We start from the raw sequence: 19,835 nt of genomic DNA, 5'->3' as shown, positions 1-19,835 counted from the left end.
TGGAGAGTGGGGGTGGTGTGTTCAGCCGGCTGGAAGCGGCCGGGGTTCAGGAGTGGAGAAGGCGGGACGGGTCGGGGTCGGGGGTGACCCGCACGTGCGTACGGTCGAGGTCGGCCGGGGTCGGCATGCGGCTGCCCGGGAGCGAGACCGCGGCCGCGCCCCACGCCAGTCCCTCGGTGAGCGCCGCGGCGCCCCGCGCGCCGGCCGCGAGGAATCCGGCGAGCAGCGCGTCACCGGCACCGACGGTGCTCCGGGGCACGCTGACCGGGGAGACACCGGCCAGGACTCCGTCGGCGTCGACGAGAACCGCCCCGTCGGCGCCGAGGCTGGCCAGGACCGCTCCGGCACCCGCCGCCCGCAGCCGGCGGCAGGCCTCGACGACGTCGCCGAGAGTGGCCGGTTCCGCTCCGACCGCCTCGGCGAGTTCCTCACGATTGGGTTTGACCAGGGCGGCTCCGGCGGCGACACCGGCCAGTAGCGCCGGGCCGCTGCTGTCGACGGCCAGCCGGTTGCCCGCGCCGACCAGCCGGGAACACAGGTCGGCGAAGGCGTCGATGCTCGGGCCGGGCGGCAGGCTGCCGCAGATGACCACCCAGTCGGCGTGCTCCGCGGCGTCCAGGACCGCCTTGCTGACCTGGGCGAACTCGGTGTCGGAGAGGACCGGGCCGGCCTCGTTGATCTTCGTGACGGTGCCGTCCGGCTCGGCCAGGGTGATGTTGGAACGGGTCCGGCCGGCGATCGGCACGGACAGCAGGTCGACACCCTCGGCGTTGAGCAGGTCGACGAGCTGTTCGCCCTCGGCGCCGCCGGTCGGCACGACGGCGGTGGAACGGACCCCGTTGGCGAGCAGCGCACGGGACACGTTGACGCCCTTGCCGCCCGGGTCGATGTGCGAGTCGGCGGCGCGCAGCACCTCGCCGCGGACCAGTGCGTCGACCTCCAGCGCCCGGTCGACGCTGGGGTTCAGGGTGACGGTCAAAATCATGCTTTTTCCCCCACTCGGGAGTCAAAAGCGCATCCGTGTGAAGGCATAAACTCCCTTCGGTCGCTCATGCCTTCACCACCCGGACACCCGTGGCCTCGACCTCGGCGGCCAGGTCGTGGTCCAGGCCGTTGTCGGTGATCAGCAGGTCGAGGTCGGTGAGAGCGCCGAACTTGGCCAGGTAGTCGTTGCCGATCTTGGTGTGATCGGCGAGCAGCACCACCCGGCGGGCCGCGGCGATCATCGCCCGCTTGACCGCCGCCTCGGCCGGGTCCGGAGTGGTCATACCGCGCTCGACGGTGCACCCGTTGGTGCCCATGAACGCGACGTCCACATACATGTCGGCGAGCGGCCGCAGCGCCCAGTCGTCCACGGTGGCCAGCGTCTTGCCCCGGACCCGGCCGCCGAGCAGCAGGACCGTCAGGTTGGGCTTGACGCCGAGCGCGGCCGCCAGCACCGGCGAGTTCACCACCACGGTGAGCTCGCGGTCGGCGGGCAGCAGCTGGGACAGGCGGGCCGTGGTGGTCCCGGCGTCCAGGATGATCGCCCCGTCCTCGGGCACCTCGGCGAGCGCGGCCTTGGCGATCCGCTCCTTCTCGCTGATCAGGACCGCGTCCCGGGTGGCCAGGGCCGGCTCGAAGCCGAGCCGCTCGACCGGGATCGCGCCACCGTGGACCCGGCGGAGAACGCCGGAGCGCTCCAGCACCGTCAGGTCGCGGCGGATCGTCTCGGCCGTCACCCCGAAGGTCTCGGCCAGCGCGACGACGTCGACCCGGCCCTCGGCACGGGCCCGCCGCACTATCTCCTGCTGGCGTTCCTCCGCGTACATCCTTGCTCACCCGCCTGGTTCGTTTTGGCTTTGTCTTTGTTTACGCCCGGTTCTGCCCGAGCGCAATATGTCGAAGAGATTTCGGTCTCTTAAATTCGCAGGAGATATCACCGCAAAACAGACCCAATTAGGAAAGTCCGGTTGTGTTGGTTTACACCAGGTGACGCTCGACGGACACGACGCGGAGCGGGGTGCCGTGCAGGACGAGCAGACCGCCGGACGGGATCGTCGCCTCCACCGGGACCGGCGACAGGCGGCGTGACAACTCCTGCACGGCGGCGAGTTCAGCGCACAGCGCCGCCGGGCGGCCGGCCGCGAACGACTCCTCGGCGATCCTCAGCGCGCTCTCCGGATCGGCGCCCCGGCACGGCTCCCCGGCACCGTAGGCGGAGATGACCGGGCGTACCGGCGACGGCATGTCCCGCATCAGCAGGACGGTGCTGGTGCTGACCCGCGCCCGGTTCCGCAACTCACCGAGAATGCGCACGTCATCGGGACGGCTGAGCGCGTCGGCGGCCCGCCGAGGCGGCAGCCAGAGCATGTCGTCGACCTCGTCGGAAGCCGTGAAGGCGCAGGTCGCCGCCGGATCGACCTCGGCCGCGAAATAGTCGACGTGCTCCGGCCAGCCCTGTTCCAGATAGTCGGTGCCGCCCAGCCACGGGCCGAGCCGGACGGTCAGCCCGGTCCGTTCGGAGACGACCCGGACCGCCGCGACCGCCATGTGCTCACCGGACGCCGCACGCCCCTTCGGAAAGCACCACTCGCCGCGCCGGCGGTGCACGACGAGAACCTCCCGTGCGTTCTCCGCGCCACGCCACAGCACCGTTCCGGCGGCGATGACGGGCGCGGAGAACGACGGACCGAGGTACACGGGATCACGGTAGGCCCGCGCCCGTCTTGATCGGATTGCCCTATTCGGGGGAAGAGTCCTTCATGCCGGCCAGGAGACCGACACTCTCGGCGAGCGCACCGTCCTGGCCCAGCGACCGGAAGTCCGCCTCCACCTCGGCCCGGGTCAGCACCCCGGCCCGCACCGCGTAGTAGCGCACCAGCGACCACAGGAAGACGTCCAGGTGATCGAAACGGGTGCCGCCCTCCAGCACCTCCTCCTCGTGGAACCAGACCGCGACCTGCCCGTTCGCCAGCACCGTGAACAGGTTGCCGCCACCGTCGGCGCCGATCGTGAAGACGTCGTCGTCGGTCAGCTCGGTCTCGTAGTCGGCGTCCAGGATCGTGCAACCGTTGGCGGCGAAGTCGAAACCGTACGACCAGTCGGCGATGTCGAACGGCCTCGGGATCCGGCCCTCGCGCACCCGCCGATCAAAACCGGCCAGGGCGGTGGCCCCGGCCGGCGGCAGGCGATCCAGCAGATGGTCGATCGAACGGGTCTCGGCCGGTACCTCGGCCGGCTCCCCAGTGGGGAACCAGCGAGCGATGTCCGCGTCGAGGTCACGTTCGACGTACCCGATGAGATCTTCTGGGGTGAGAGTCACCCGGCGGATGTTAGCCGCGATAGGCGGGCAGGCCGAGGGTCTTGCGGATGGCCTGCTGCACGTCCTCGACCGGGGGACGGCCGTCGACGTCGTGCACGACCTCCTTGCGCCGGAACAGCTCCAGCACCGGCCGGGTCTTCTCGTGGTAGTCGGTCAGCCGAGACTCCAGCGCCTCCGGGGTGTCGTCGGCCCGGGTGATCAGCTCGTTCCCGCAGATGTCGCAGCGGCCCTCCACCTCGGGCCGGTCGGCGATCAGGTTGTAGTCCATCCCGCAGCTCGGGCAGAGCCGGCGGCTGAGCACCCGGCGGCGCACCTCGTCGTCGGGCAGCTCCAGGTGGATGACGGCGTCGATGTCGTAGCTCTCCATGAAGAACTCGGCCTGCCGCCCGTTGCGTGGGAACCCGTCGATGATGAAGCCGTAGTTCCAGTCGTGGATGCCCATCCGGCGGCGCACCACCTCCTCGACCAGCTCGTCGCTGACCAGCTCACCGGCCGCCATGATCCGCTTGACCTGGGCGCCCATCTTGGTGTGCTGGCGCACGTGCCAGCGGAAGATGTCACCGACGCTGATGTGCACCAGGTCGAGATCACCCCGAAGCATCTTGGCCTGGGTGCCCTTGCCGCTGCCCTGCACGCCCATGATCACGTACTTGCGCATGTGCCTCTCCTCAGTCCGTCGCGCCGATGCGCAGCGGGCCGGGCGCGAGCCCGGACAACATGGTCGGATCGATGCTCCAGGCGCCGGCCACCCGGAACACATCACGCTCGGCGACCAGCACCGACGTCTCCTCGTCGAACACGGCGGGCAGGCCCGCGTCACGCTCGGCCGCGTCCGGCTCACCGAACCAGGACGTGACCTCACCGGTCTGACCCACATAACCGAACGTTCGCAGCAGGTCACCGGAGTCGGCGCGCTGCCACCGGTGCAGCTCGGTGACGCGGTGGGTGGCGAAGAACTGCACCTCGGTGCCGAGCTCCGCGGAGAGCGACACCACATCGGGCCCGGGGGTCATCAGCGCGCGGCCGACGGCCAGCACCCACGGCCCCCGGACGCCGGGCAGCGGCGGCGTGACCGCGATCCGGTCGTCGGTGAGGTGGGCCAGGTCCACCCCGTCGCGCCACGGCGCGGTCCCCAGGTCACGCAGCCCGAGCGCCTTGAGCACCGCGCCCGGGTCGTCACCGGACACCGCCAGCCACGCCTGCTTGCCACCGAAACCGGTCATGACGTCATCCATGACCCAACGCTATCCGGCCCCTACGGCCAGCCGTAGGTGCGGCGCAGGATCGCCGCGACCCGGTCGAACCGGGGACGGTCCAGGATCGCGCCCTCCCGGCGGATGCCGTCCTCGTCGACCTCGATGACCCGGTCCAGGCGGATCCAGCTCGGACGCGAGTCCCGGTCCCACTCGCCGGGGCCCAGCGCCAGCCAGTGCCGCTGGCCGTCGCGCTCGCTCTGGCTGGAGAGCATCAGGCCGAGCAGTGTCCGGGCGTCCCGGCCCACCACCAGCACCGGCCGGTCCTTGCCCTGTGCCGGATCGTCCTCGTAGGGCACCCAGGTCCAGACGATCTCGCCGGGGTCGGCGTCACCGTCCAGGTTGGGCGCATACGCGAGGTGACGGCCCTGTTCGGGAACGGCCCGCTTGACCGCGGCCGGCTTCGGAGCCGCGGGTTTCGGAGCCGGCGCCGGCTTGCGGGGAGGAGCGGTCTTCGCCGGCGGTACGGCCGGAGCGCTCGGCCGCGGCGCGGGCGGGGCGGGCCGTTCCGGTTGTCCGAGAAGACGCCGGAGGAAGGCTTTCAACATTTCGAGCACCGGGCCACCCTACGGGCCGATCCGCCCGCCCCGACAGGGCCAAGATCCCCTAGCCGGTTCAGCCGACGAAGTCCTGGGTCATCCAGGTGATGCCCTTGGAGTCCCGGACGATGCTCAACCCGATCTTGGTGAAGTTCGGGCTCAGCAGGTTCTTGCGGTGCCCGTCGTTCGGCGGCACCTCGGCCAGCATCGAGTCGGTCAGGCCGTTGGCCGCCTGCACCTTCGCCGCGTCGCTGCTGCCGCTCGAGCCGTAGCCGATGTTCTCGCCCGCGGCGCGCCAGGACACGTCCTGCGCGCTGAACCGGTCGCCGAGCTCGGCCTCACCAGAGCACTTGTGGGACAGCCCGCACCCGTCGATCATCAGCTGGGTGTGCAGGGCCGCGGCCTTGGACAGGTTCGTGTCGAGGGTGAGCTCCTTGAGCCCTTCGTCGACCCGCGCCGCGTTGATGTGGGCGAGCACCTGCTCGGCGACCGTGCCGGAGGTGACCGGCGCTGTCGTCTTGTTGGCGGCGGTGCCGGCCGTCGCCTCCTTGGTGGCCGGGGGCTTCGTCGTCTTCTTGGCCGTGGGCTTGGGACTGGCCGGCTTCGACGGCGACGGCGACGCGCTCGCAGCGGGGGATCCGGTCGTACCCGTGGCCGCGGGGTCGGCCAGCAGGTCCTCCGCGGTCTCGCCGCCGGGGGACGCTGCGGCGGCGAGCGGGGCGTTGACCGAGGTGGGCGCGGGGGTCTCGGAGCCGCCCCGGTTGAGGCCCACCATCATGAATCCGGCGCCGATGACGACGGCTGTCGACCCCGCTGCCAGGGTGTAACGGAAACGGGCAGCGGCGGAGAGCGACACGGATATTCACCTCGGTGAGCAGGGGCAGGACGACGCCCCATCACTATGAGCGAGGGTCCGGCTGCCGGCAGCTCCGGAAAGGATTCCTTAAGGAACGGCTCACCGACTTCTAAAGGTCGAACTCACCGGCACGGACGCCGGTCAGGAACGCGTCCCACTCGGCGCGGCGGAAGACGAGGGTGGCGCCGCCGGGGTCCTTGGTGTCACGGATCGCCACGATGCCCGGAAGGTTGGCGGCCACCTCGACGCAGTCGCCGCCGTTGCCACCGCTGCGAGTGCTCTTGTGCCAGACGGCACCCGTCAGGTCAGCCATCGCTCTCCTCGATGATCGTGCGGATCAGGTCGTCGGAGTCGGCCTGGCCGAGCGCGACCGCTCCGAGCTCGCCCCAGATCGACTCATACGTCTCCACCTCCGCGAGCTTATCCAGGTAGAGAGCGCCGGTGAGGTTCTCGCAGTAGATGGTCGTGGGTTCGGGTGACGCCGTGCCGACGGCCGGGAAGTCGAGCACGGTGAACTGCCCGGAGCTGGCCGCCTTGTGCGGGCCGGCGGCGAACGGGATCACCCTGACCCCGATGTTGTGCCGGGTCGACATGTTGACCAGGTGGGCCAGCTGTTTCTGCATGCCGAGGGTGTCCGGGATGGCGCGGCGCAGCACACCCTCGTCGACGATCACGTCGAGGCGGGGCGCCTCCGGCAGCCGGCGGCTGAGCAGCGACTGGCGTTCCAGCCGGACGGCCACGGCGCTGCCCACCGACTCCTCGTCGGCGTGCCAGCTGCGGAACACGGCCTCCGCGTACTCCCTGGTCTGCAGCAGTCCGGGGATCACGCCGGGCGCGTAGGAACGCAGGTGGGAGGCGGCCTGCTCCATGCCGACGTAGAGCTCGAACCAGGCGGGGACGACGTCGCCGTACGCATGCCACCAGCCTTTCGCCTTGGACTCGGCGGCCAGTCCGATGAGCACCTCGGTCATGTGGCCGGGAGCCTGGTAGACGCCGCACATGGCGATCACGTCGTGCTTGCGGACCGGGACCTCACCGTTCTCGATCCGGTACATCCGGGCGCGGGAGAACTCCAGCTCACCGGCGGCGGCCATCAGGGAGATGCCGGCCTGCTCGCGCAGCTGGCGCAGCAGCCGGCCGACCTGCCGGCGCGGCACGGTCGAGCCCGTCTCGTTCATCTTCGGTCGTCCCCCTGGGGCCAGTGCCTGGTGTCCGGTTGTCTCGAACGAGACGATCGGAACGCCTCGCGTGAGACAGCGGGAATCCATTTCTGAGATTCTCGCCGTACCGGCTTGAGACCGAGCCTAAGGCACGCGAGGCTCCGATGTGTAGTCGTCGAATCGCACATGGTGAGGGTTACATGCTTGTTCCGCGGACCGAACACGTCGGCGAGCGCCCGTCCTGGGACTGCCGGGTCTGCGGTCAGCCGTGGCCGTGCGCCACCGCCAAGGTCGAGCTGGCCGAGCAGTACCAGAACTTCCCGCACGGCCTCTCGGTCTTCCTCGGCTCCTGCATGCTCGAGGCGATCGACGATCTCGCCGCCGGCAGCGGGGGCCCACCGGCCGACCTCTACGAACGGTTCCTCGGCTGGGCCGACCGCACCCGCTGAGACCTCAGTCCTCGACGTGCCGGTGCAACACGTCGTACAGCTGCTGGTCCTTGACGCTGCTGTAGAGCGTGTCGCCGGCGCTGTTCAGGATCACGAACGGACATGCCCGGTCGGCACCGGTCAGCGCCTTCTCGGCGATCTTGCGGTGGGTGGCCACCTCGTAGACGGTCACCCGGTACCTGCCCTCGACCAGCGGCAGCACCTTCGGGCCCGATTTGCAGTCCCGGATCGACCGGCCCGGGCCGGTCAGGTCCAGGCAGGCGACCAACTGCGCCCGCGACGGCTCCGGCGCCCACGCCCGGCGCTGGGTGGCGGAGCCCGCGAAAGCCGCCTGGTTCAGCGTGCGGGTCGTCCGGTAGTCGACGTCGGTGCCGCCGTCCTCACTGATCAGAATCGGATGCGGGGAGCCGCCACGGAACCTTGGGGCCGACGGGTAGTACCAGTCCTGGCACACCAGGTGCAGGTCGTCGTCCGCGCGTACCCCCTGGTTGATGGCCTGCGGACCGACCGCGACCGGGACCGGGACGCTCGGGTAGGGCTTGCGGGGAGGCGGCGGCAGGGCCGCCGGCGACGTGCCGCCGACGTTGACGAACAGGTAGGCGGCGGTGCCGAAGAAACCCAGCACCGCCACCGCGACCCCCACCGAGATCAGGAGGGTCCGGCGCCGCGCCACTCGCTCGTCCCGCGCGGTACGGACGACGGGCGCGTCAGCCGGAGCGGAGGCGGCGACGGGGCCGGACGGGACGGCGTCGAACTCCCCCAGCTCCAGCCCGCCGAGCGCGACCAGCCGCGCGCCGAGCCCCGCCTCGCCCGGCGGATCCGGTGTCTCCCCTGCCTGCCGCATGATCCACTCCCCGCCCCACGCCCCGCGCTCCCACGCGCCTGCGCCCCAAGGCGACGAACTATATCGATGCGATAGGCCTCTTCAGAAGGCGTAGGGGCCGAATCGCCCCCAGGCGACGACGGCGGAGAGCACGAACAGCACCGCACTCGGGGCGATCGCCTGCGTCTCGCCGCGCCGGACGTGCACCACGACCGCGCCGATCATGGTCACCGCCAGGCCGGTGGCGGCGAGCGGGACCAGAACCGGGGCGATGTCGAGGAGGGCCGGGAGGATCAGCCCGATCGCACCCAGCAGCTCGGCCGCGCCGATCGCCTTGACCGCACCCGCGCTGAAGTCCTCGGTCCAGGCCATGCCGGAGGCCGCCAGCTTCTCCTTCGACTGGCTCAGCTTCATCACGCCGGCACCCAGGAAAGCGGCGGCGAGCAGACCCGCGATGACCCACAGGACGATGTTCATTATCCCTCAAATCACTGGTTCAGTTAAACGCTTGAGCGAACGGTAGGCCGGTTGAGTTAAACATGCAAGTGATCGGGGCGGGTAGGATGCGGTCGTGGAGACACCTGAGCCACGCTGGCTGACCAGTGAAGAGCGCGCCGCCTGGATGACCCTGATGGGCGTCCTGATGCGCCTGCCCACCGCCCTCGACGCGCAGTTGATGCGGGACGAGGGCATCAGCCACTTCGAGTACGGGATCCTCGCCGGCCTCTCCGAGGCACCCGGCCGGACCCTGCGGATGAGCTCCCTCGCGATCCTGGCCGAGGGTTCCCTGGCCCGGCTCTCCCAGGCCGTCGGCCGGCTGGAGAAACGCGGCTGGGTGGCCCGCTCCCCCGACCCGACCGACGGCCGCTACACCCTCGCCACCCTCACCGAGGAGGGCTGGAGCAAGATCGTCGCCAGCGCGCCCGGCCACGTCGGCAACGTGCGGGCCCTCGTCTTCGATACGCTCACCAAGGCCCAGGTCCGCCAGCTCCAGGAGATCGGCCGCCGCATCCTCGGCGCCACCGACCCGGGCGGTTCCTGTCCCACCCGATAGACCTATTGCCACCCCGCTGACCTGCGGAGATCATCTAGCCCATGTCGACGGAGACCGAAGCCGAAGCGCTGGGCTGGTGCGTCGTGGCAGACGTCGCCGGCATCAAACACTTCAACCCTCGTGCCCGGCTGTGGGTGCTCCCGCCCCGTCCGGCCGGCGACGGCGACCGGTTGCTCGCCGTGGGGCACCATCACGGCCGGGACCGGCGTCTCATCCGGATCGCGATCCCCCGCCGGCACCTCGCCCGTTTCCGGGTGCGGATGGTCTACAACCGCGCCGTGCTGCGCGCCATCGAGCGGCCCGCCGCCAACCGGTCACCGGCGCTCTGGCCGAGCCGCGCCGAGGCCCAGCGCCAGGCCGACCGGTGGAACCAGCGGGTGCACGGCTGACCGTGCCGATCCCCTGGCTGGACCTGCCGGCGTCGCGTGTCGACGAGGCGGCGCGCATGCTGCTCGGCTGGCGCCTGACCGCCAACGGGGTGACCGTGCGGCTGACCGAGGTGGAGGCGTACAGCGGGCTCGGCGAGGACCCGGCCAGCCACGCGCACCGCGGCGTCACCGACCGCAACCGGGTCATGTTCGGCCCGGCCGGCCGGCTGTACGTCTACCAGATCTACGGCATGCACTTCTGCGCCAACGTCGTCTGCGGTGAGACCGGCCGGGCCGCGGCGGTGCTGCTGCGCGCCGGCGCCGTCGTCGACGGGATCGCCCTCGCCCGGGAACGCCGGCCCGCCGCCCGCCGCGACACCGACCTCGCGGCCGGGCCGGCCAAACTCATGCAGGTCCTCGCCCTGAACCGGGAGGCCAACGACACCCCGGTGCTCGGCGGCGGACCGGCCACGCTGATCCCGCCGGACGGGCCGGCGGGACCGGTGTCGGCGGGGCCGCGCGTCGGCGTGACCTCGGCGCACGACGTGCCGTGGCGCTTCTGGACCACCGGCGACCCGACGGTCAGCGCCTACCGCCGGCACACGCCCCGGGCCCGCTGAGCCCGGCCGTCACCGCTGACTCACGGACGCCGAGACACCGGTGGAGCCAGCCGGAAGACCGTGAGCCGCTGGGTCGCGCGGGTCAGGGCGACGTAGAGGTCGTTGACGCCGCGCGGGGACTCCGACCGGATCAGCTCCGGGTCGACCAGGAGCACGGCGTCGAACTCGAGACCCTTGCTCTGGGTGACGGTCAGCAGCACGGCCGGCTCGTCGAGGTCCGGACCGAGATCGGGCAGGGCGGCGGCCACCTCGGCCAGGCGGCTCTCCGGGACGATCACCGCGAGACTCCCCGGAGTCTCCGCCACCACTGTGGCCAGGGCGTTCGCGTCGCCGGTCACCTCGCGAGGCTCGGCGCCCACGGAGCGGACCGGATGCGGCAGGTCGATCGGCGGGTCGGCGTCGGCGAGCAGACGTCCGGCATACGCCATGATCTCGGCCGGGGTCCGATAACTCACGGTCAGCGCCGCGAGACGCCAGCGATCGGCGACGTACGGCGAGAGCACCTCCGCCCACGTGTCGGCACCGCCCCGCGCCCCGGTCTGTGCCAGGTCACCGACGATCGTCATGGACCGGCTCGGGCACCGCCGCATCAGCATCCGCCACGCCATCGGGCTCAACTCCTGCGCCTCGTCCACGATCACGTGCCCGAACGCCCACTTCCGGTCCACCGCCGCACGCTCGGCGGGCGGCNNNGGCGCCCGACCGTGAGTCCCGGTCGGCGTAGCGTTCGGCGAGCACGGCCGCCTCCATCACGTCCGCGGCGTTCGGGATCTCCGCCTCTACGTCGTCCTCCGCCTCGTACGACCGGGACCCGGCCGAGATGTCCAGGACACCCTGCGCGTAGTCGAGCCGTCGCCGCAGGTCCCGGGCCGTACGGGCGCGCCGCTCCGTGTCGTCCGCACCGAGCAGCTCGGCCGCCTCGTCCAGCAGCGGCACGTCCGACGCCGTCCAGGCCGATCCCGGCGCCCGGCGCAGCCCGGTCCGTTCCGTCGTCGCCCACAGGTCGTCGAGGAACCGTTCCGGCGTGAGCACCGGCCACAGTTCGTCCAGCACCGCCCGCACCCGCGGCAGCACCGCCAGGTCGGCGCGGATGTCGGCGACGTCGGCGTCGTCCAGCACGTTCGGGGTCGCCAGCGCGTCGTCCGCCCCGAGCGGGTCGTCCCAGAACGGGTCGGCGCCGATCCGCTCGGCCAGCTGCCGGGCCAGCACGTCCAGCACCCCGGCCACGAAGATCGGGCGGGCCAGGTTGTGCGGCAGCCCCGACTCCCGGGCCCGGCGGCGCACCGGCTCGCAGTCGTACCGGTCCAGCCGCAGCGAGTGCCGGTCCACCTCGATCCCGATCGGCGACTCCGGTACACGCTGCCGGGCGGCCACCCCGGCGATCAGGAACTCCACCATCTCGGACCGCCCCTTGATCTCGGCGGTCACCGGCGGCTCCGGAGCGGTCGCGGTCACTCCCGGGAACAGGTCGCCCGGTGTCGCCAGCAGCACCCCGGTCTCCGCCAGCGACGGCAGCACCTGCGAGATGTAGCGCAGGAACGTCGGGTTCGGGCCGACGATCAGCACACCCCGGGAACCGAGCCGCTCCCGATGGGTGTAGAGCAGGTAGGCCGCCCGGTGCAGGGCCACTGCCGTCTTGCCGGTGCCCGGGCCGCCCTGCACCACGAGCACCCCGCCGTCCGCCGACCGGATCACCCGGTCCTGCTCGGACTGGATCGTCGCCACGATGTCCCGCATCCGGCCGGTGCGCTGCGCGTCCAGGGCGGCGAGCAGCGCGGCCTCACCGACCAGCGGCCCGTCCCCGGCGGCCGCGGCGACGTCGGCGGCCAGGACCTCGTCGTCGAGATCGACGACGGTGCGGTCACGGGTACGGATGTGACGGCGGCGGGCGATCCCGTACGAGGTGACGGCCGTCGCCACGTAGAACGGGCGGGCCGCCGGCGCCCGCCAGTCGACGAGCAGCGGCTCCTCGACGTCGTGGATGCCGATCCGGCCGATGTGCAGCGGGCCGCCGTCGCGGGGGTCCAGCCGGCCGAAGCACAGTCCCGGCTCGACCGCGTCGTAGCGGGCCAGGCGGTCGGCGTACCCCTGCGCGGCCGCGTCCCGCCGTGACCGGGCCTCCGGTGTGCCGCCGGACTGCCGCCACGTGCCGGTCAGCTGGTCGCGGGCCCGTTCCCGCATCTCGTCGAGCCGGGCGTAGAGCATCGTGACGTAGTCCTGTTCCTCGGCGAACGCCGCGGAGGAATCCGTCCCCGAAACGCTTGACAGACTTGACACACGCGCCCCCAACCCGTAATCTGATCCTGGAACCTTCTGCCGCACGTCAAAATTTGGACGTGCGAAGGCTCCAGCGTACACGCGGAGCAACCCTTCAGGTCAGCAGGACTCTCAGGGCCGCCGCGTCGGTGCGCCAGTCCTCCTCGATCAGCAGCGGCGGCTCGTGCACGGGTAGGGGCCCGTCGGCGCCGGCATCGTCGGGATAGCGGGCCGTCACATGGGTGTGCAGGTGCGACCCGCGGTCACCCAGGGTCAGGTAGTCGATCTTCGGCGGGCGGAAGCAGTCACGGATCGCCCGGGCCACGGTCAGGACCTCGCGGTGATAGAGATCGGACTCGACGGGGCTCAGCTCGATCGGCTCGACCACATGCCGGCCACGCCAGACGACCACCGCGTACCCACGGACGAACGCCCGCCGCGCGAAGTAGGTGTCGGTGACCCGCCCCGACCAGACCCGCAGACCCAGCTCGGTCTCGTCCCGGCGATCACCGCACCAGCGGCAACCGTCGTCGTCCGCACCCTCCGCCGCCACCCCAGAACCATAAACGATCCTCGATCCCCTTGGCGCCCCTCACTTGTGCGGCCGGCTACCAGGGGTTCACTGACCGCCACCGCTGGGCGGCGGTGCCGTTGCAGGCGCGCAGGCGGACCTTGCCCACACCGGACGCGTCGACCGACAGCTCCGTGAGGCAACGCCCCTGCTGGTCGCCGGCCTGGAGGGTGGTGGTGTACCACCAGTTCTGGTTCGCCTGGTAGGTGCAGCGCGACACGACGACCCGGGAGCCGGTGCTGTTCGGCTGGACGCAGTTCTCGCCCTGGGTGAAATGACCCTCACTGGTCTGGTAGAAGTCCTGGTCCTTGTTGGCCCGGTCGCAGGTCTGCGTGTGCAGCAGGGCTCCGGCGGCGCCACCGGTCAGGCAGCGGTACGGCGACTGCTCGGTGACGATCCACCCCTGGTGCAGCGGCGGCGGGACGGGCACCGCGACCGCGGGGACGGTGGGGGCGGCGAGCAGAAGGGCCGCCGCGACGAGCAGAACTCGGCTGGTCAGCATCTCCCGATGCTAGGGAGTGGGCAGCCGCCGCGCAGACGGTTCCCGGAGAATAGTTGCAAAACCACCCCGGAGGGGCAAGAAGGACATTAGCGTCGACGGTGATGTTCACACGTCGGGGCCTGTTGGGGTTGAGTCTGGTGTGCGGGGCCGGTGTGGTGTGGGCCGCCGCGCTCATCGTCGCGTACGCGTTCGCGGTGCGGCCGGTGATCACGCCGATCGCCGTGGGGTTCGCGGCGATCCTGACCGTGCCCGGGTTCGCGGCGGGGATCCTCGCCAACCGGCGCGGCTATCAGACCCGCCGGCCGCGGCGACTGTGGAGTCTCGCGTCGTGGGTGCCGCCGCACGTGCCGGTGTGGGCCGCGGTCGTGGCGGCGCTGGTGTTCTTCGGGTTCTGGCTGTCGCTGGTGCTCGCGTTCACCGCGCTGGAGGGCACCCCGCAGCGGCGCGGCGCCGAATACCTGCTCGTCGACCACGATCGGGAGGTCGTCGTCGACAAGGCCGCCTACGACCGGCAGATCGACCACGAGACGCAGATCTCGCTCGGTGTGCTGGGGGCGTTCGCGGTGGGCGGCGCCTTCCTGTGCGCGGCGCGGGCCACCGACCACGAGGAACATCCGGTCTGAGCCTCGGGCGGTCAGGGCACCGCGGTGAAGAACGTCGCGATCACCGCTGTCGCGTCGAGGGCGGTGGACGGCGCGTCGAGGCCGAGCCTTTCGGTGACGGCCGCGTTCGCCGGGGTGGCGCCGGGCCACTGGTGACCGGCGCCGTCGACGCTGATCAGTTCGACCGTACGCCCGCCGGGGCAGCCGGCGATCGACGTCGTCACCGTGCCGTCGACGGTCTCGGCCGGTTCCGCGCAGTTGGCCGCGGCCCGCCACGAGGCGACCACGTCGATGATCGGCGGGCCGTCGATGCGGATCGGGACCCGCCCGGTGCCACCGTTGTCCCGTTTGCCGGGACCACCGGCCCAGGGGACGCTCTCGTCGGCGGTGCCGTGCACGTGCAGGACCGAGACCGGCGCGGGGTGCGGGCAGTCACCGATCACGGTCCCGGCGACCGGGGCGATCGCGTCGAAGAGCGTGCTGTCGCAGGCCAGCCGGTACGCCATCATCGCCCCGTTGGACATGCCGGTGACCCGGACGCGGGACCCGTCGATCGACGCTCCCCGGGACACGGCCGCCACCACGCCGGTCAGGAAGGCGACGTCGTCGACACCGTCCCGGGTGGCCGGGCCGCAGCAGCCGGGCCCGGCGTTCCACGAGCGGTTCACCCCGTCGGGGTAGGCGACCACGAATCCGTCGCGGTCGGCGGCGGCGTTCCAGCCGTACGCCCGCTCGGCCTGGGCCCCGGAGCCGGCCCCGCCGTGCAGCACCAGCACCAGCGGCACCGGCCTGTCCGGCAGATCCGCCGGGCGGTAGGTGCGGAAGGTCCGTTCACCCAGGCTGTGCGCGGTGCTCCCGGGCTCGATGGCGGTGTCGTCGCGGGTGCATCCCGCGGGCAGCAGGAACAACAGGGTGAGCACGAGAGGCAGCAGCCGGGGCATGACCGCATCGTCGCCCGGCCGTGTACGGATCCGGTAAGGGCGGGGTTCGACGCAGGGCAGAACCCGTCGGCACCGGATACCGTCGGAGTCTCGCGCGCGCGGGTGGCCGCCGAGGGGGATGCCACCCGCGCGCACGATCCCGGCCGGCGGACCCGGCCTGTGATGCCCGGCCCACTGCTGGCGACCGGGATCTACGGTGGGCCGGTGGAGATCCGCCTCTGGTCCGTCGTCGCCGAGGACGCCGCGCTGGCCGTGGCCGGCCGGGGCGCCCGGGTGCACGAGACGGCGGACGCCGTCTTCGCGGCCGGGCCGGACGGCACCGTCGTGATCGCCACCGGCCTGCGCAACGCCGAGGACCTACGGGTCGACGGTCCGTTCCCGCGCCTGGTCGAGGGCCGCCTGACCGGCGGCGACGGGCCGGCGCTGCACGCGTTCGCCCGGCTGCCGAAGGGGTGCCTGGCGCTCGGCACGGCCCGGCTCACCGAGGCGGCCCGCCGGCGGGGCGTGCTGAAACGGCTGGACCTGCGGCTGGACACGCCGATGCCGGAGCATCTGCTGGCGGTCGCCGGGGCGTCGGACACGGCGGCCGGTGCCGAGTGGCTGGACCTGCTGCCCGAGGACCCGGTCAAGGCCCTGGAGGGGTTCGTCGCCGACTGGTACGGCGACGACCCGGCCGAGGTGCCGGTGCCGGTGGACGGGCAGCCGGAGCCGTTGCGCGCGTTCCACCGGCTGGCCGGCGGGCATGCCGGGCTGTACGGCGGGTCACTGCAGGTCCACGAGCGGCCGGCCGGGGATCCGCCGGTGTTCGGCGAGTCCGGGGACGGCACGTTCGAGCTGCTGCTGGAGCCGGGGGCGGACGATCCGCACGTCTTCTACCGGGGGCTGAGTGACCAGCCTCTGCGGGAGCGGGAGCGGCTCTCGGCGTACCTCCTGCTCCTCGCCCTGACCCGGGTGGCGATGGACCGGCCGCCGGAGGGTCTCGCACCGGGTGGCATGGCCTTCGCCGACCGGGCGCAGGCCCGGCGGATCGTCGCGCCGCTGAAACGGGTGCCGTTGCGGCCGTTGCGCTGGCCGTGCGCGCGGTCGCGGATCTACGCCGGTCCGGACACGGTGGCGCTGGTCGGTGAGGACGACGCCGACTGGTTCGAGGTCTATGTCGGGGCCCGTGACCCGGCCGCCCTGCGGCGGCTGCGCAAGCTCGGTCTGGACTGGGCGTCGTTCGAGAGCTGAACCGGTAAGGTGACCGTCGATCCGACCGATCATGCGGCCATGACACGGGCACCGGCTTGGCTTCGCCGGATGGCACCGCCGCGGCAACTCGGCGCTCGCATCCGCTGGCTCTTCCTGATCTTCATCCTGTTCAACGTGGTCACCGCGGTGCCGCGCACCCTGGAGGGCGACGCGGCCCCGCTGCCGTGGCGGTTCGCCGCGGTCGTCGCGGTGCTCGGGCTGGGCTGGTGGTGGCTGCGCGGCTACCGGCGCAACGCGTTCCCGATGTGGGCGGCGCCGGTCGAGGGTCTCGCGCTCGGCCTGTTCGGCTTCGGCTCGCACAACTGGCTGATCACTCTCGGACTTCTGTTCTCCGCCGTCTCGTTCCGCGGCCTCTACGGCACCTGGCGGCACGCGCTGCTGATGACGGTGTCGCTGTTCGCCGCGGCGGCGGGCGCGATCGCGCTGTCCGAGCCGCACCAGCTCGGCGTCTTCCTCCAGCAGACGGCCGGGGTGCCGCCGCTGGCGCTGTTCACCGCGGCGGTCGCCGAGAGCACCCGGCGGCAGGAACAGGCCGCGGCCCGGGAGCGGGTCTTCGCCCGGCTCGGGTCGACGCTGGTCACCACCTCCGACGCGGAGGCGATCGGCCGGCACGCGGCCGAGGCCGCGGAGGAACTGCTCGGCGGTCTGGCGGGCGGCTGGGCGGCGGTCACCCGTAACACCCCGGAGGGCGAGGCGGTGAGCACGGTCGCCGGCCCGGTGCCGGCGGCGCTTCTGGCCGGTGACATCTCATCGGTACGGGTGTCCCTGACGCTGCGCAGCGACAAGCAGCTCTACGGCACCCTGATGGTCGGCGGCGACCTGCCCGTCCCCGCGGACGTGATGCCGAGCCTGGAGACGCTGGCCGCGCAGACGGTCCTCGGCCTGCGCAACGCCGAGCACGCCGCCGACCTGCGTCACCAGGCGTTCCACGACAACCTGACCGGGCTGGCCAACCGGACGCTGCTGCGTGACCACCTGGAACAGGCACTCGCGCGGGCCCGCCGGGGCAGCCCGGTGGCGTTGCTGCTGATCGACCTGGACGGGTTCAAGGCGGTCAACGACACCTACGGCCACGCCGCCGGCGACCAGCTGCTGGTAGCCGTCGCACAGCGGCTGCGCGACGGCATCCGGGGCGCGGACACGGCGGCCCGGCTCGGTGGCGACGAGTTCGCGGTGCTGCTCGACGGCATGGACTCGCCGGACGACGCGGTGGTGGTCGCGGAGCGGCTGCTCGTCGCCCTTCAGGAGCCGCTGATGGTCTCCGGGGTGGAGCTGGCACCACGCGGCAGCGTCGGGGTGGCGGTGTGGCGCGACCAGGCGGACATCGACGCGCTGATGCAGGACGCGGACACCGCCATGTACGCGGCCAAGACCGCCGGCAAGAGCTGCGTCTCGGTCTTCGCCTGATCCGCCCCGGCCCGGCTCAGACCGAGGCGATCGTGTGTGCCACCTCGTCGACGAGTTCCCTGGCCAGGAAGCCGATCCGGCCGTATCGGGGCGCCAGCCGCTGTCCGCTGACCGCGTGGGCGAACGCCGCCCAGCAGGCGGCCTGAGCCGGCTCGGCGCCCCGGGCCAGCAATCCGGCCACGATGCCCGCGCGGACGTCGCCGCTTCCCGAGGTACCGAGGCCGGCGTCGCCGCTCTCCTCCCGCCAGCACGACCCGTCCGGCGCGGCGATGTGCCCGTAGAGGGAGACCACCGCGTCATGTCGGGCGGCCAGCTCGTGGGCGGCCGAGGCGAGATCGTCATCCGGCTCGCGGCCCAGCAGATGGCCCGCCTCGACCAGGTTGGGGGTGAGCACCGCGCGGGGCCGGCTGAGCAGGCCGGGGTCCTTGCTGAGGGCGCCGAGGGCGTACGCGTCGAGGACCAGTGCGGCGTGCGCCCCCGCCACGCCGAGGACCGCCTTCATCAGCCGGATGGTCCGGTCGACGTCGTCGAGGCCGGGCCCGAGGGCGATCACGTCAGCCTCGGCGGCGAGCTCCAGCACCTCGTCGGAGGGGATGCCGTCCGGCGTCAGACCGACGACCTTGGCCTCCGGGACGCTGATGCTCAGCGGTACGGCCGACTCCTCGGCGACCGCCAGCTGGAGCCGGCCGGCACCCGCCCGCATCGCCGCGACACCGGCCAGCAGAACGGCCCCCGGAGTGCAGCGGGCGCCACCGACCACCAGGACGGTGCCGCGGGACGTCTTGTCCCCGGCCGGGTTCGGCAGCGCCCAGTCACGCAACAGGCGCGGCGTGATGACCCTCTCGTCAGACCGGCTCGGCATTGACGTCCTCCTGCCGGGTCGGCGGCGCGTCGTGCCGGTGCAGGTGATCGACGGCGTTGAACCGGTCCGGTTCCAGGCGGCCGCCGTCGCCGCACCAGGTGCTGATCGAGCAGTTCGCGATCGCGGTGCCGCGGGCCAGATCCATCAGCTCGGCCTCGCTCAGGCCCTCGGCCAGGTAGCGGACCATCAGCACGGTCGCCTCGTGGGCGAACAGGACGACCCGGCCGCCGGGGTGGTCCTCCCGAATCTCCCGCAGCAGGGCACGCAGCCGCAACAGCACGTCTGCCCAGGACTCACCGCCCGGCGGCCGGTAGTAGAACTTTCCGAGCCGCTCCCGTCGCCGGGCCTCGTCCGGCAGCCGGGACCGCACCCCGCGGGCGGTCAGCAGATCGAGTACGCCGAGTTCACGGTCGCGCAGACGCTCGTCGACGACGACCGGGACACCGCTCGCGCCGAGAGCGATCTCCGCGGTCTGCCGGGTCCGCAGATAGGGCGACACCACCGCCAGGTCCGGCGGGTTCCCGGCCAGGAAGCGGCCGACGGCCTCGGCCTGCTCCCGGCCGGCCGGCGCGAGTGGCACATCGGCGTCCCGCTCCGGGATGTCGATCAGCTCCGCGCCGGAGGTCTCGGCGTCCTGCGCGGTGACGTTGCCGGTGCTGAGGCCGTGCCGCACGACCGCGAGCCAGTGCAGATGCTCCATCCCCGGCCCTTACCCCGGCCGGGCCACCGCAATCCCGGCCAGGCAGCGGGTCAGCGGCGGGGTGCGAACGCCTCCAGGGTGCGTGCCTGGTTCAGCAGGTGGTCGCGGGTGTCGCCGAGCTGCTCGATGGCGGCGCGCAGCGACTCGGTGCCGCGCACGTCGCCGGCGATGGCACGGGTCGCGGTCAGCACCTCCATGGTCGCGGCCATGGTTCCGGCCGCCTCCGACAGCTTGCGGGACATCTCTTCACGCAGGAGCAGCAGCAGTGGATCCACCAGCGGTCACCTCCGGGCAGGGGTGGCCGGAAGAGGCCACCG

The 19,835-nt window shown here is 72.2% G+C and carries 25 protein-coding genes and 1 pseudogene; 7 read left to right on the top strand and 19 right to left on the bottom strand.

Going from position 1 to position 19,835, the window contains the following annotated elements:
• Positions 1-46: 46 nt before the first annotated feature.
• The 10 genes from pfkB to ACFO0C_RS08825 form a co-directional block, all read right to left on the bottom strand.
• Positions 47-985 carry a 1-phosphofructokinase gene (gene pfkB / locus ACFO0C_RS08870; RefSeq protein WP_378066064.1) on the bottom strand — a complete coding sequence of 313 codons (939 nt, stop codon included), beginning with the start codon at positions 983-985 and terminating at the stop codon, positions 47-49.
• 64 nt (positions 986-1,049) lie between these two features.
• Entirely contained in the window at positions 1,050-1,811 is a 762-nt protein-coding gene (locus ACFO0C_RS08865; protein WP_378066063.1) for a DeoR/GlpR family DNA-binding transcription regulator, read from the bottom strand.
• A gap of 151 nt (positions 1,812-1,962) precedes the next feature.
• Entirely contained in the window at positions 1,963-2,682 is a 720-nt protein-coding gene (locus ACFO0C_RS08860) for an NUDIX hydrolase (protein ID WP_378066062.1), read from the bottom strand.
• Positions 2,683-2,722: 40 nt separating this feature from the next.
• Positions 2,723-3,304 carry a hypothetical protein gene (locus ACFO0C_RS08855; protein ID WP_378066061.1) on the bottom strand — a complete coding sequence of 194 codons (582 nt, stop codon included), beginning with the start codon at positions 3,302-3,304 and terminating at the stop codon, positions 2,723-2,725.
• A 10-nt stretch (positions 3,305-3,314) separates the two neighbouring features.
• Positions 3,315-3,962 (bottom strand): adenylate kinase family protein, encoded by a 648-nt coding sequence (locus ACFO0C_RS08850; protein WP_378066060.1) that lies wholly within the window; start codon positions 3,960-3,962, stop codon positions 3,315-3,317.
• 10 nt (positions 3,963-3,972) lie between these two features.
• The gene (locus ACFO0C_RS08845; RefSeq protein ID WP_378066059.1) at positions 3,973-4,539 is read right to left on the bottom strand and encodes a hypothetical protein; all 567 of its coding nucleotides are present in this window, start codon (positions 4,537-4,539) and stop codon (positions 3,973-3,975) included.
• Positions 4,540-4,559: 20 nt separating this feature from the next.
• Positions 4,560-5,105: a type II toxin-antitoxin system PemK/MazF family toxin gene (locus ACFO0C_RS08840; RefSeq protein ID WP_378066085.1), complete on the bottom strand. Its 546-nt coding sequence runs from the start codon at positions 5,103-5,105 to the stop codon at positions 4,560-4,562.
• A gap of 67 nt (positions 5,106-5,172) precedes the next feature.
• Complete coding sequence (locus ACFO0C_RS08835) at positions 5,173-5,952, bottom strand: CAP domain-containing protein (RefSeq protein WP_378066058.1); 780 nt, start codon at positions 5,950-5,952, stop codon at positions 5,173-5,175.
• Between the two features lie 109 nt (positions 5,953-6,061).
• Positions 6,062-6,265, bottom strand: coding sequence for a DUF397 domain-containing protein (locus ACFO0C_RS08830; protein ID WP_378066057.1), 204 nt, complete (start codon positions 6,263-6,265; stop codon positions 6,062-6,064).
• Positions 6,258-7,130: a helix-turn-helix domain-containing protein gene (locus ACFO0C_RS08825; RefSeq protein WP_378066056.1), complete on the bottom strand. Its 873-nt coding sequence runs from the start codon at positions 7,128-7,130 to the stop codon at positions 6,258-6,260. The genes ACFO0C_RS08830 and ACFO0C_RS08825 overlap by 8 nt, the downstream gene beginning before the upstream one ends.
• A 182-nt stretch (positions 7,131-7,312) precedes the next feature.
• Here ACFO0C_RS08825 and ACFO0C_RS08820 point away from each other — a divergent pair, with 182 nt between their 5' ends.
• A complete protein-coding gene (locus ACFO0C_RS08820) occupies positions 7,313-7,561 on the top strand; it encodes a hypothetical protein (RefSeq protein ID WP_378066055.1) in 249 nt (82 codons plus the stop codon).
• 4 nt (positions 7,562-7,565) lie between these two features.
• On the opposite strand, the gene ACFO0C_RS08815 is transcribed toward ACFO0C_RS08820, so the two are convergent.
• The gene (locus ACFO0C_RS08815; RefSeq protein WP_378066054.1) at positions 7,566-8,405 is read right to left on the bottom strand and encodes a hypothetical protein; all 840 of its coding nucleotides are present in this window, start codon (positions 8,403-8,405) and stop codon (positions 7,566-7,568) included.
• Between the two features lie 81 nt (positions 8,406-8,486).
• Positions 8,487-8,861 carry a DoxX family protein gene (locus tag ACFO0C_RS08810; protein WP_378066053.1) on the bottom strand — a complete coding sequence of 125 codons (375 nt, stop codon included), beginning with the start codon at positions 8,859-8,861 and terminating at the stop codon, positions 8,487-8,489.
• Positions 8,862-8,955: 94 nt separating this feature from the next.
• On the opposite strand from ACFO0C_RS08810, the gene ACFO0C_RS08805 reads away from it, so the two are divergent.
• Genes ACFO0C_RS08805 through ACFO0C_RS08795 form a run of 3 tightly spaced genes read left to right on the top strand, consistent with a single transcriptional unit; the run spans position 8,956 to position 10,426 of the window.
• Complete coding sequence (locus ACFO0C_RS08805) at positions 8,956-9,438, top strand: MarR family winged helix-turn-helix transcriptional regulator (RefSeq protein ID WP_378066052.1); 483 nt, start codon at positions 8,956-8,958, stop codon at positions 9,436-9,438.
• A gap of 41 nt (positions 9,439-9,479) precedes the next feature.
• Positions 9,480-9,827 (top strand): hypothetical protein, encoded by a 348-nt coding sequence (locus tag ACFO0C_RS08800; RefSeq protein ID WP_378066051.1) that lies wholly within the window; start codon positions 9,480-9,482, stop codon positions 9,825-9,827.
• A 2-nt stretch (positions 9,828-9,829) separates the two neighbouring features.
• Positions 9,830-10,426, top strand: a complete 597-nt coding sequence (locus ACFO0C_RS08795; protein WP_378066050.1) for a DNA-3-methyladenine glycosylase — start codon at positions 9,830-9,832, stop codon at positions 10,424-10,426.
• A 20-nt stretch (positions 10,427-10,446) separates the two neighbouring features.
• On the opposite strand, the pseudogene ACFO0C_RS08790 reads toward ACFO0C_RS08795, so the two are convergent.
• The 3 genes and pseudogenes from ACFO0C_RS08790 to ACFO0C_RS08780 all read right to left on the bottom strand — a co-directional run bounded on the left by ACFO0C_RS08790 (position 10,447) and on the right by ACFO0C_RS08780 (position 13,755).
• A pseudogene (locus ACFO0C_RS08790) lies at positions 10,447-12,631 on the bottom strand (HelD family protein).
• Between the two features lie 166 nt (positions 12,632-12,797).
• Positions 12,798-13,235 carry an HIT family protein gene (locus ACFO0C_RS08785; RefSeq protein ID WP_378066049.1) on the bottom strand — a complete coding sequence of 146 codons (438 nt, stop codon included), beginning with the start codon at positions 13,233-13,235 and terminating at the stop codon, positions 12,798-12,800.
• Positions 13,236-13,290: 55 nt separating this feature from the next.
• Positions 13,291-13,755, bottom strand: coding sequence for a ricin-type beta-trefoil lectin domain protein (locus ACFO0C_RS08780; RefSeq protein WP_378066048.1), 465 nt, complete (start codon positions 13,753-13,755; stop codon positions 13,291-13,293).
• Between the two features lie 101 nt (positions 13,756-13,856).
• On the opposite strand from ACFO0C_RS08780, the gene ACFO0C_RS08775 reads away from it, so the two are divergent.
• Positions 13,857-14,378 carry a hypothetical protein gene (locus tag ACFO0C_RS08775; protein ID WP_378066047.1) on the top strand — a complete coding sequence of 174 codons (522 nt, stop codon included), beginning with the start codon at positions 13,857-13,859 and terminating at the stop codon, positions 14,376-14,378.
• A gap of 11 nt (positions 14,379-14,389) precedes the next feature.
• Here the strand turns inward: ACFO0C_RS08775 and ACFO0C_RS08770 are convergent, their stop codons facing one another.
• Complete coding sequence (locus ACFO0C_RS08770) at positions 14,390-15,298, bottom strand: extracellular catalytic domain type 1 short-chain-length polyhydroxyalkanoate depolymerase (RefSeq protein ID WP_378066046.1); 909 nt, start codon at positions 15,296-15,298, stop codon at positions 14,390-14,392.
• Positions 15,299-15,502: 204 nt separating this feature from the next.
• On the opposite strand from ACFO0C_RS08770, the gene ACFO0C_RS08765 reads away from it, so the two are divergent.
• Positions 15,503-16,528, top strand: a complete 1,026-nt coding sequence (locus ACFO0C_RS08765; protein ID WP_378066045.1) for a hypothetical protein — start codon at positions 15,503-15,505, stop codon at positions 16,526-16,528.
• Between the two features lie 39 nt (positions 16,529-16,567).
• On the top strand, positions 16,568-17,956 hold the full coding sequence (locus ACFO0C_RS08760; RefSeq protein ID WP_378066044.1) for a diguanylate cyclase domain-containing protein: 1,389 nt from the start codon (positions 16,568-16,570) through the stop codon (positions 17,954-17,956).
• Positions 17,957-17,972: 16 nt separating this feature from the next.
• Here the strand turns inward: ACFO0C_RS08760 and ACFO0C_RS08755 are convergent, their stop codons facing one another.
• From ACFO0C_RS08755 to ACFO0C_RS08745, 3 genes are read right to left on the bottom strand one after another with little or no spacing between them, the layout of a single operon-like run.
• A complete protein-coding gene (locus ACFO0C_RS08755; RefSeq protein ID WP_378066043.1) occupies positions 17,973-18,818 on the bottom strand; it encodes an NAD(P)H-hydrate dehydratase in 846 nt (281 codons plus the stop codon).
• Positions 18,802-19,518: a histidine phosphatase family protein gene (locus ACFO0C_RS08750; protein ID WP_378066042.1), complete on the bottom strand. Its 717-nt coding sequence runs from the start codon at positions 19,516-19,518 to the stop codon at positions 18,802-18,804. The genes ACFO0C_RS08755 and ACFO0C_RS08750 overlap by 17 nt, the downstream gene beginning before the upstream one ends.
• A gap of 50 nt (positions 19,519-19,568) precedes the next feature.
• A complete protein-coding gene (locus ACFO0C_RS08745; RefSeq protein ID WP_378066041.1) occupies positions 19,569-19,793 on the bottom strand; it encodes a hypothetical protein in 225 nt (74 codons plus the stop codon).
• Positions 19,794-19,835 lie beyond the last annotated feature (42 nt).

Source organism: Actinoplanes subglobosus (genome assembly GCF_042650585.1).
Classification (GTDB): domain Bacteria; phylum Actinomycetota; class Actinomycetes; order Mycobacteriales; family Micromonosporaceae; genus Actinoplanes; species Actinoplanes subglobosus.
The sequence above is the reverse complement of the archived record's forward strand: the minus strand, read 5'-3'. Positions and strand labels throughout refer to the sequence as shown.

Coding starts and splice junctions, on each gene's coding strand:
- ACFO0C_RS08770 (WP_378066046.1), bottom strand. CDS start 15,298: ATGCCCCGGCTGCTGCCTCTCGTGCTCACCCTGTTGTTCCTGCTGCCC.
- ACFO0C_RS08865 (WP_378066063.1), bottom strand. CDS start 1,811: ATGTACGCGGAGGAACGCCAGCAGGAGATAGTGCGGCGGGCCCGTGCC.
- ACFO0C_RS08845 (WP_378066059.1), bottom strand. CDS start 4,539: ATGGATGACGTCATGACCGGTTTCGGTGGCAAGCAGGCGTGGCTGGCG.
- ACFO0C_RS08755 (WP_378066043.1), bottom strand. CDS start 18,818: ATGCCGAGCCGGTCTGACGAGAGGGTCATCACGCCGCGCCTGTTGCGT.
- ACFO0C_RS08800 (WP_378066051.1), top strand. CDS start 9,480: ATGTCGACGGAGACCGAAGCCGAAGCGCTGGGCTGGTGCGTCGTGGCA.
- ACFO0C_RS08775 (WP_378066047.1), top strand. CDS start 13,857: ATGTTCACACGTCGGGGCCTGTTGGGGTTGAGTCTGGTGTGCGGGGCC.
- pfkB (WP_378066064.1), bottom strand. CDS start 985: ATGATTTTGACCGTCACCCTGAACCCCAGCGTCGACCGGGCGCTGGAG.
- ACFO0C_RS08810 (WP_378066053.1), bottom strand. CDS start 8,861: ATGAACATCGTCCTGTGGGTCATCGCGGGTCTGCTCGCCGCCGCTTTC.
- ACFO0C_RS08850 (WP_378066060.1), bottom strand. CDS start 3,962: ATGCGCAAGTACGTGATCATGGGCGTGCAGGGCAGCGGCAAGGGCACC.
- ACFO0C_RS08840 (WP_378066085.1), bottom strand. CDS start 5,105: ATGTTGAAAGCCTTCCTCCGGCGTCTTCTCGGACAACCGGAACGGCCC.
- ACFO0C_RS08780 (WP_378066048.1), bottom strand. CDS start 13,755: ATGCTGACCAGCCGAGTTCTGCTCGTCGCGGCGGCCCTTCTGCTCGCC.
- ACFO0C_RS08820 (WP_378066055.1), top strand. CDS start 7,313: ATGCTTGTTCCGCGGACCGAACACGTCGGCGAGCGCCCGTCCTGGGAC.
- ACFO0C_RS08750 (WP_378066042.1), bottom strand. CDS start 19,518: ATGGAGCATCTGCACTGGCTCGCGGTCGTGCGGCACGGCCTCAGCACC.
- ACFO0C_RS08825 (WP_378066056.1), bottom strand. CDS start 7,130: ATGAACGAGACGGGCTCGACCGTGCCGCGCCGGCAGGTCGGCCGGCTG.
- ACFO0C_RS08815 (WP_378066054.1), bottom strand. CDS start 8,405: ATGCGGCAGGCAGGGGAGACACCGGATCCGCCGGGCGAGGCGGGGCTC.
- ACFO0C_RS08830 (WP_378066057.1), bottom strand. CDS start 6,265: ATGGCTGACCTGACGGGTGCCGTCTGGCACAAGAGCACTCGCAGCGGT.
- ACFO0C_RS08760 (WP_378066044.1), top strand. CDS start 16,568: ATGACACGGGCACCGGCTTGGCTTCGCCGGATGGCACCGCCGCGGCAA.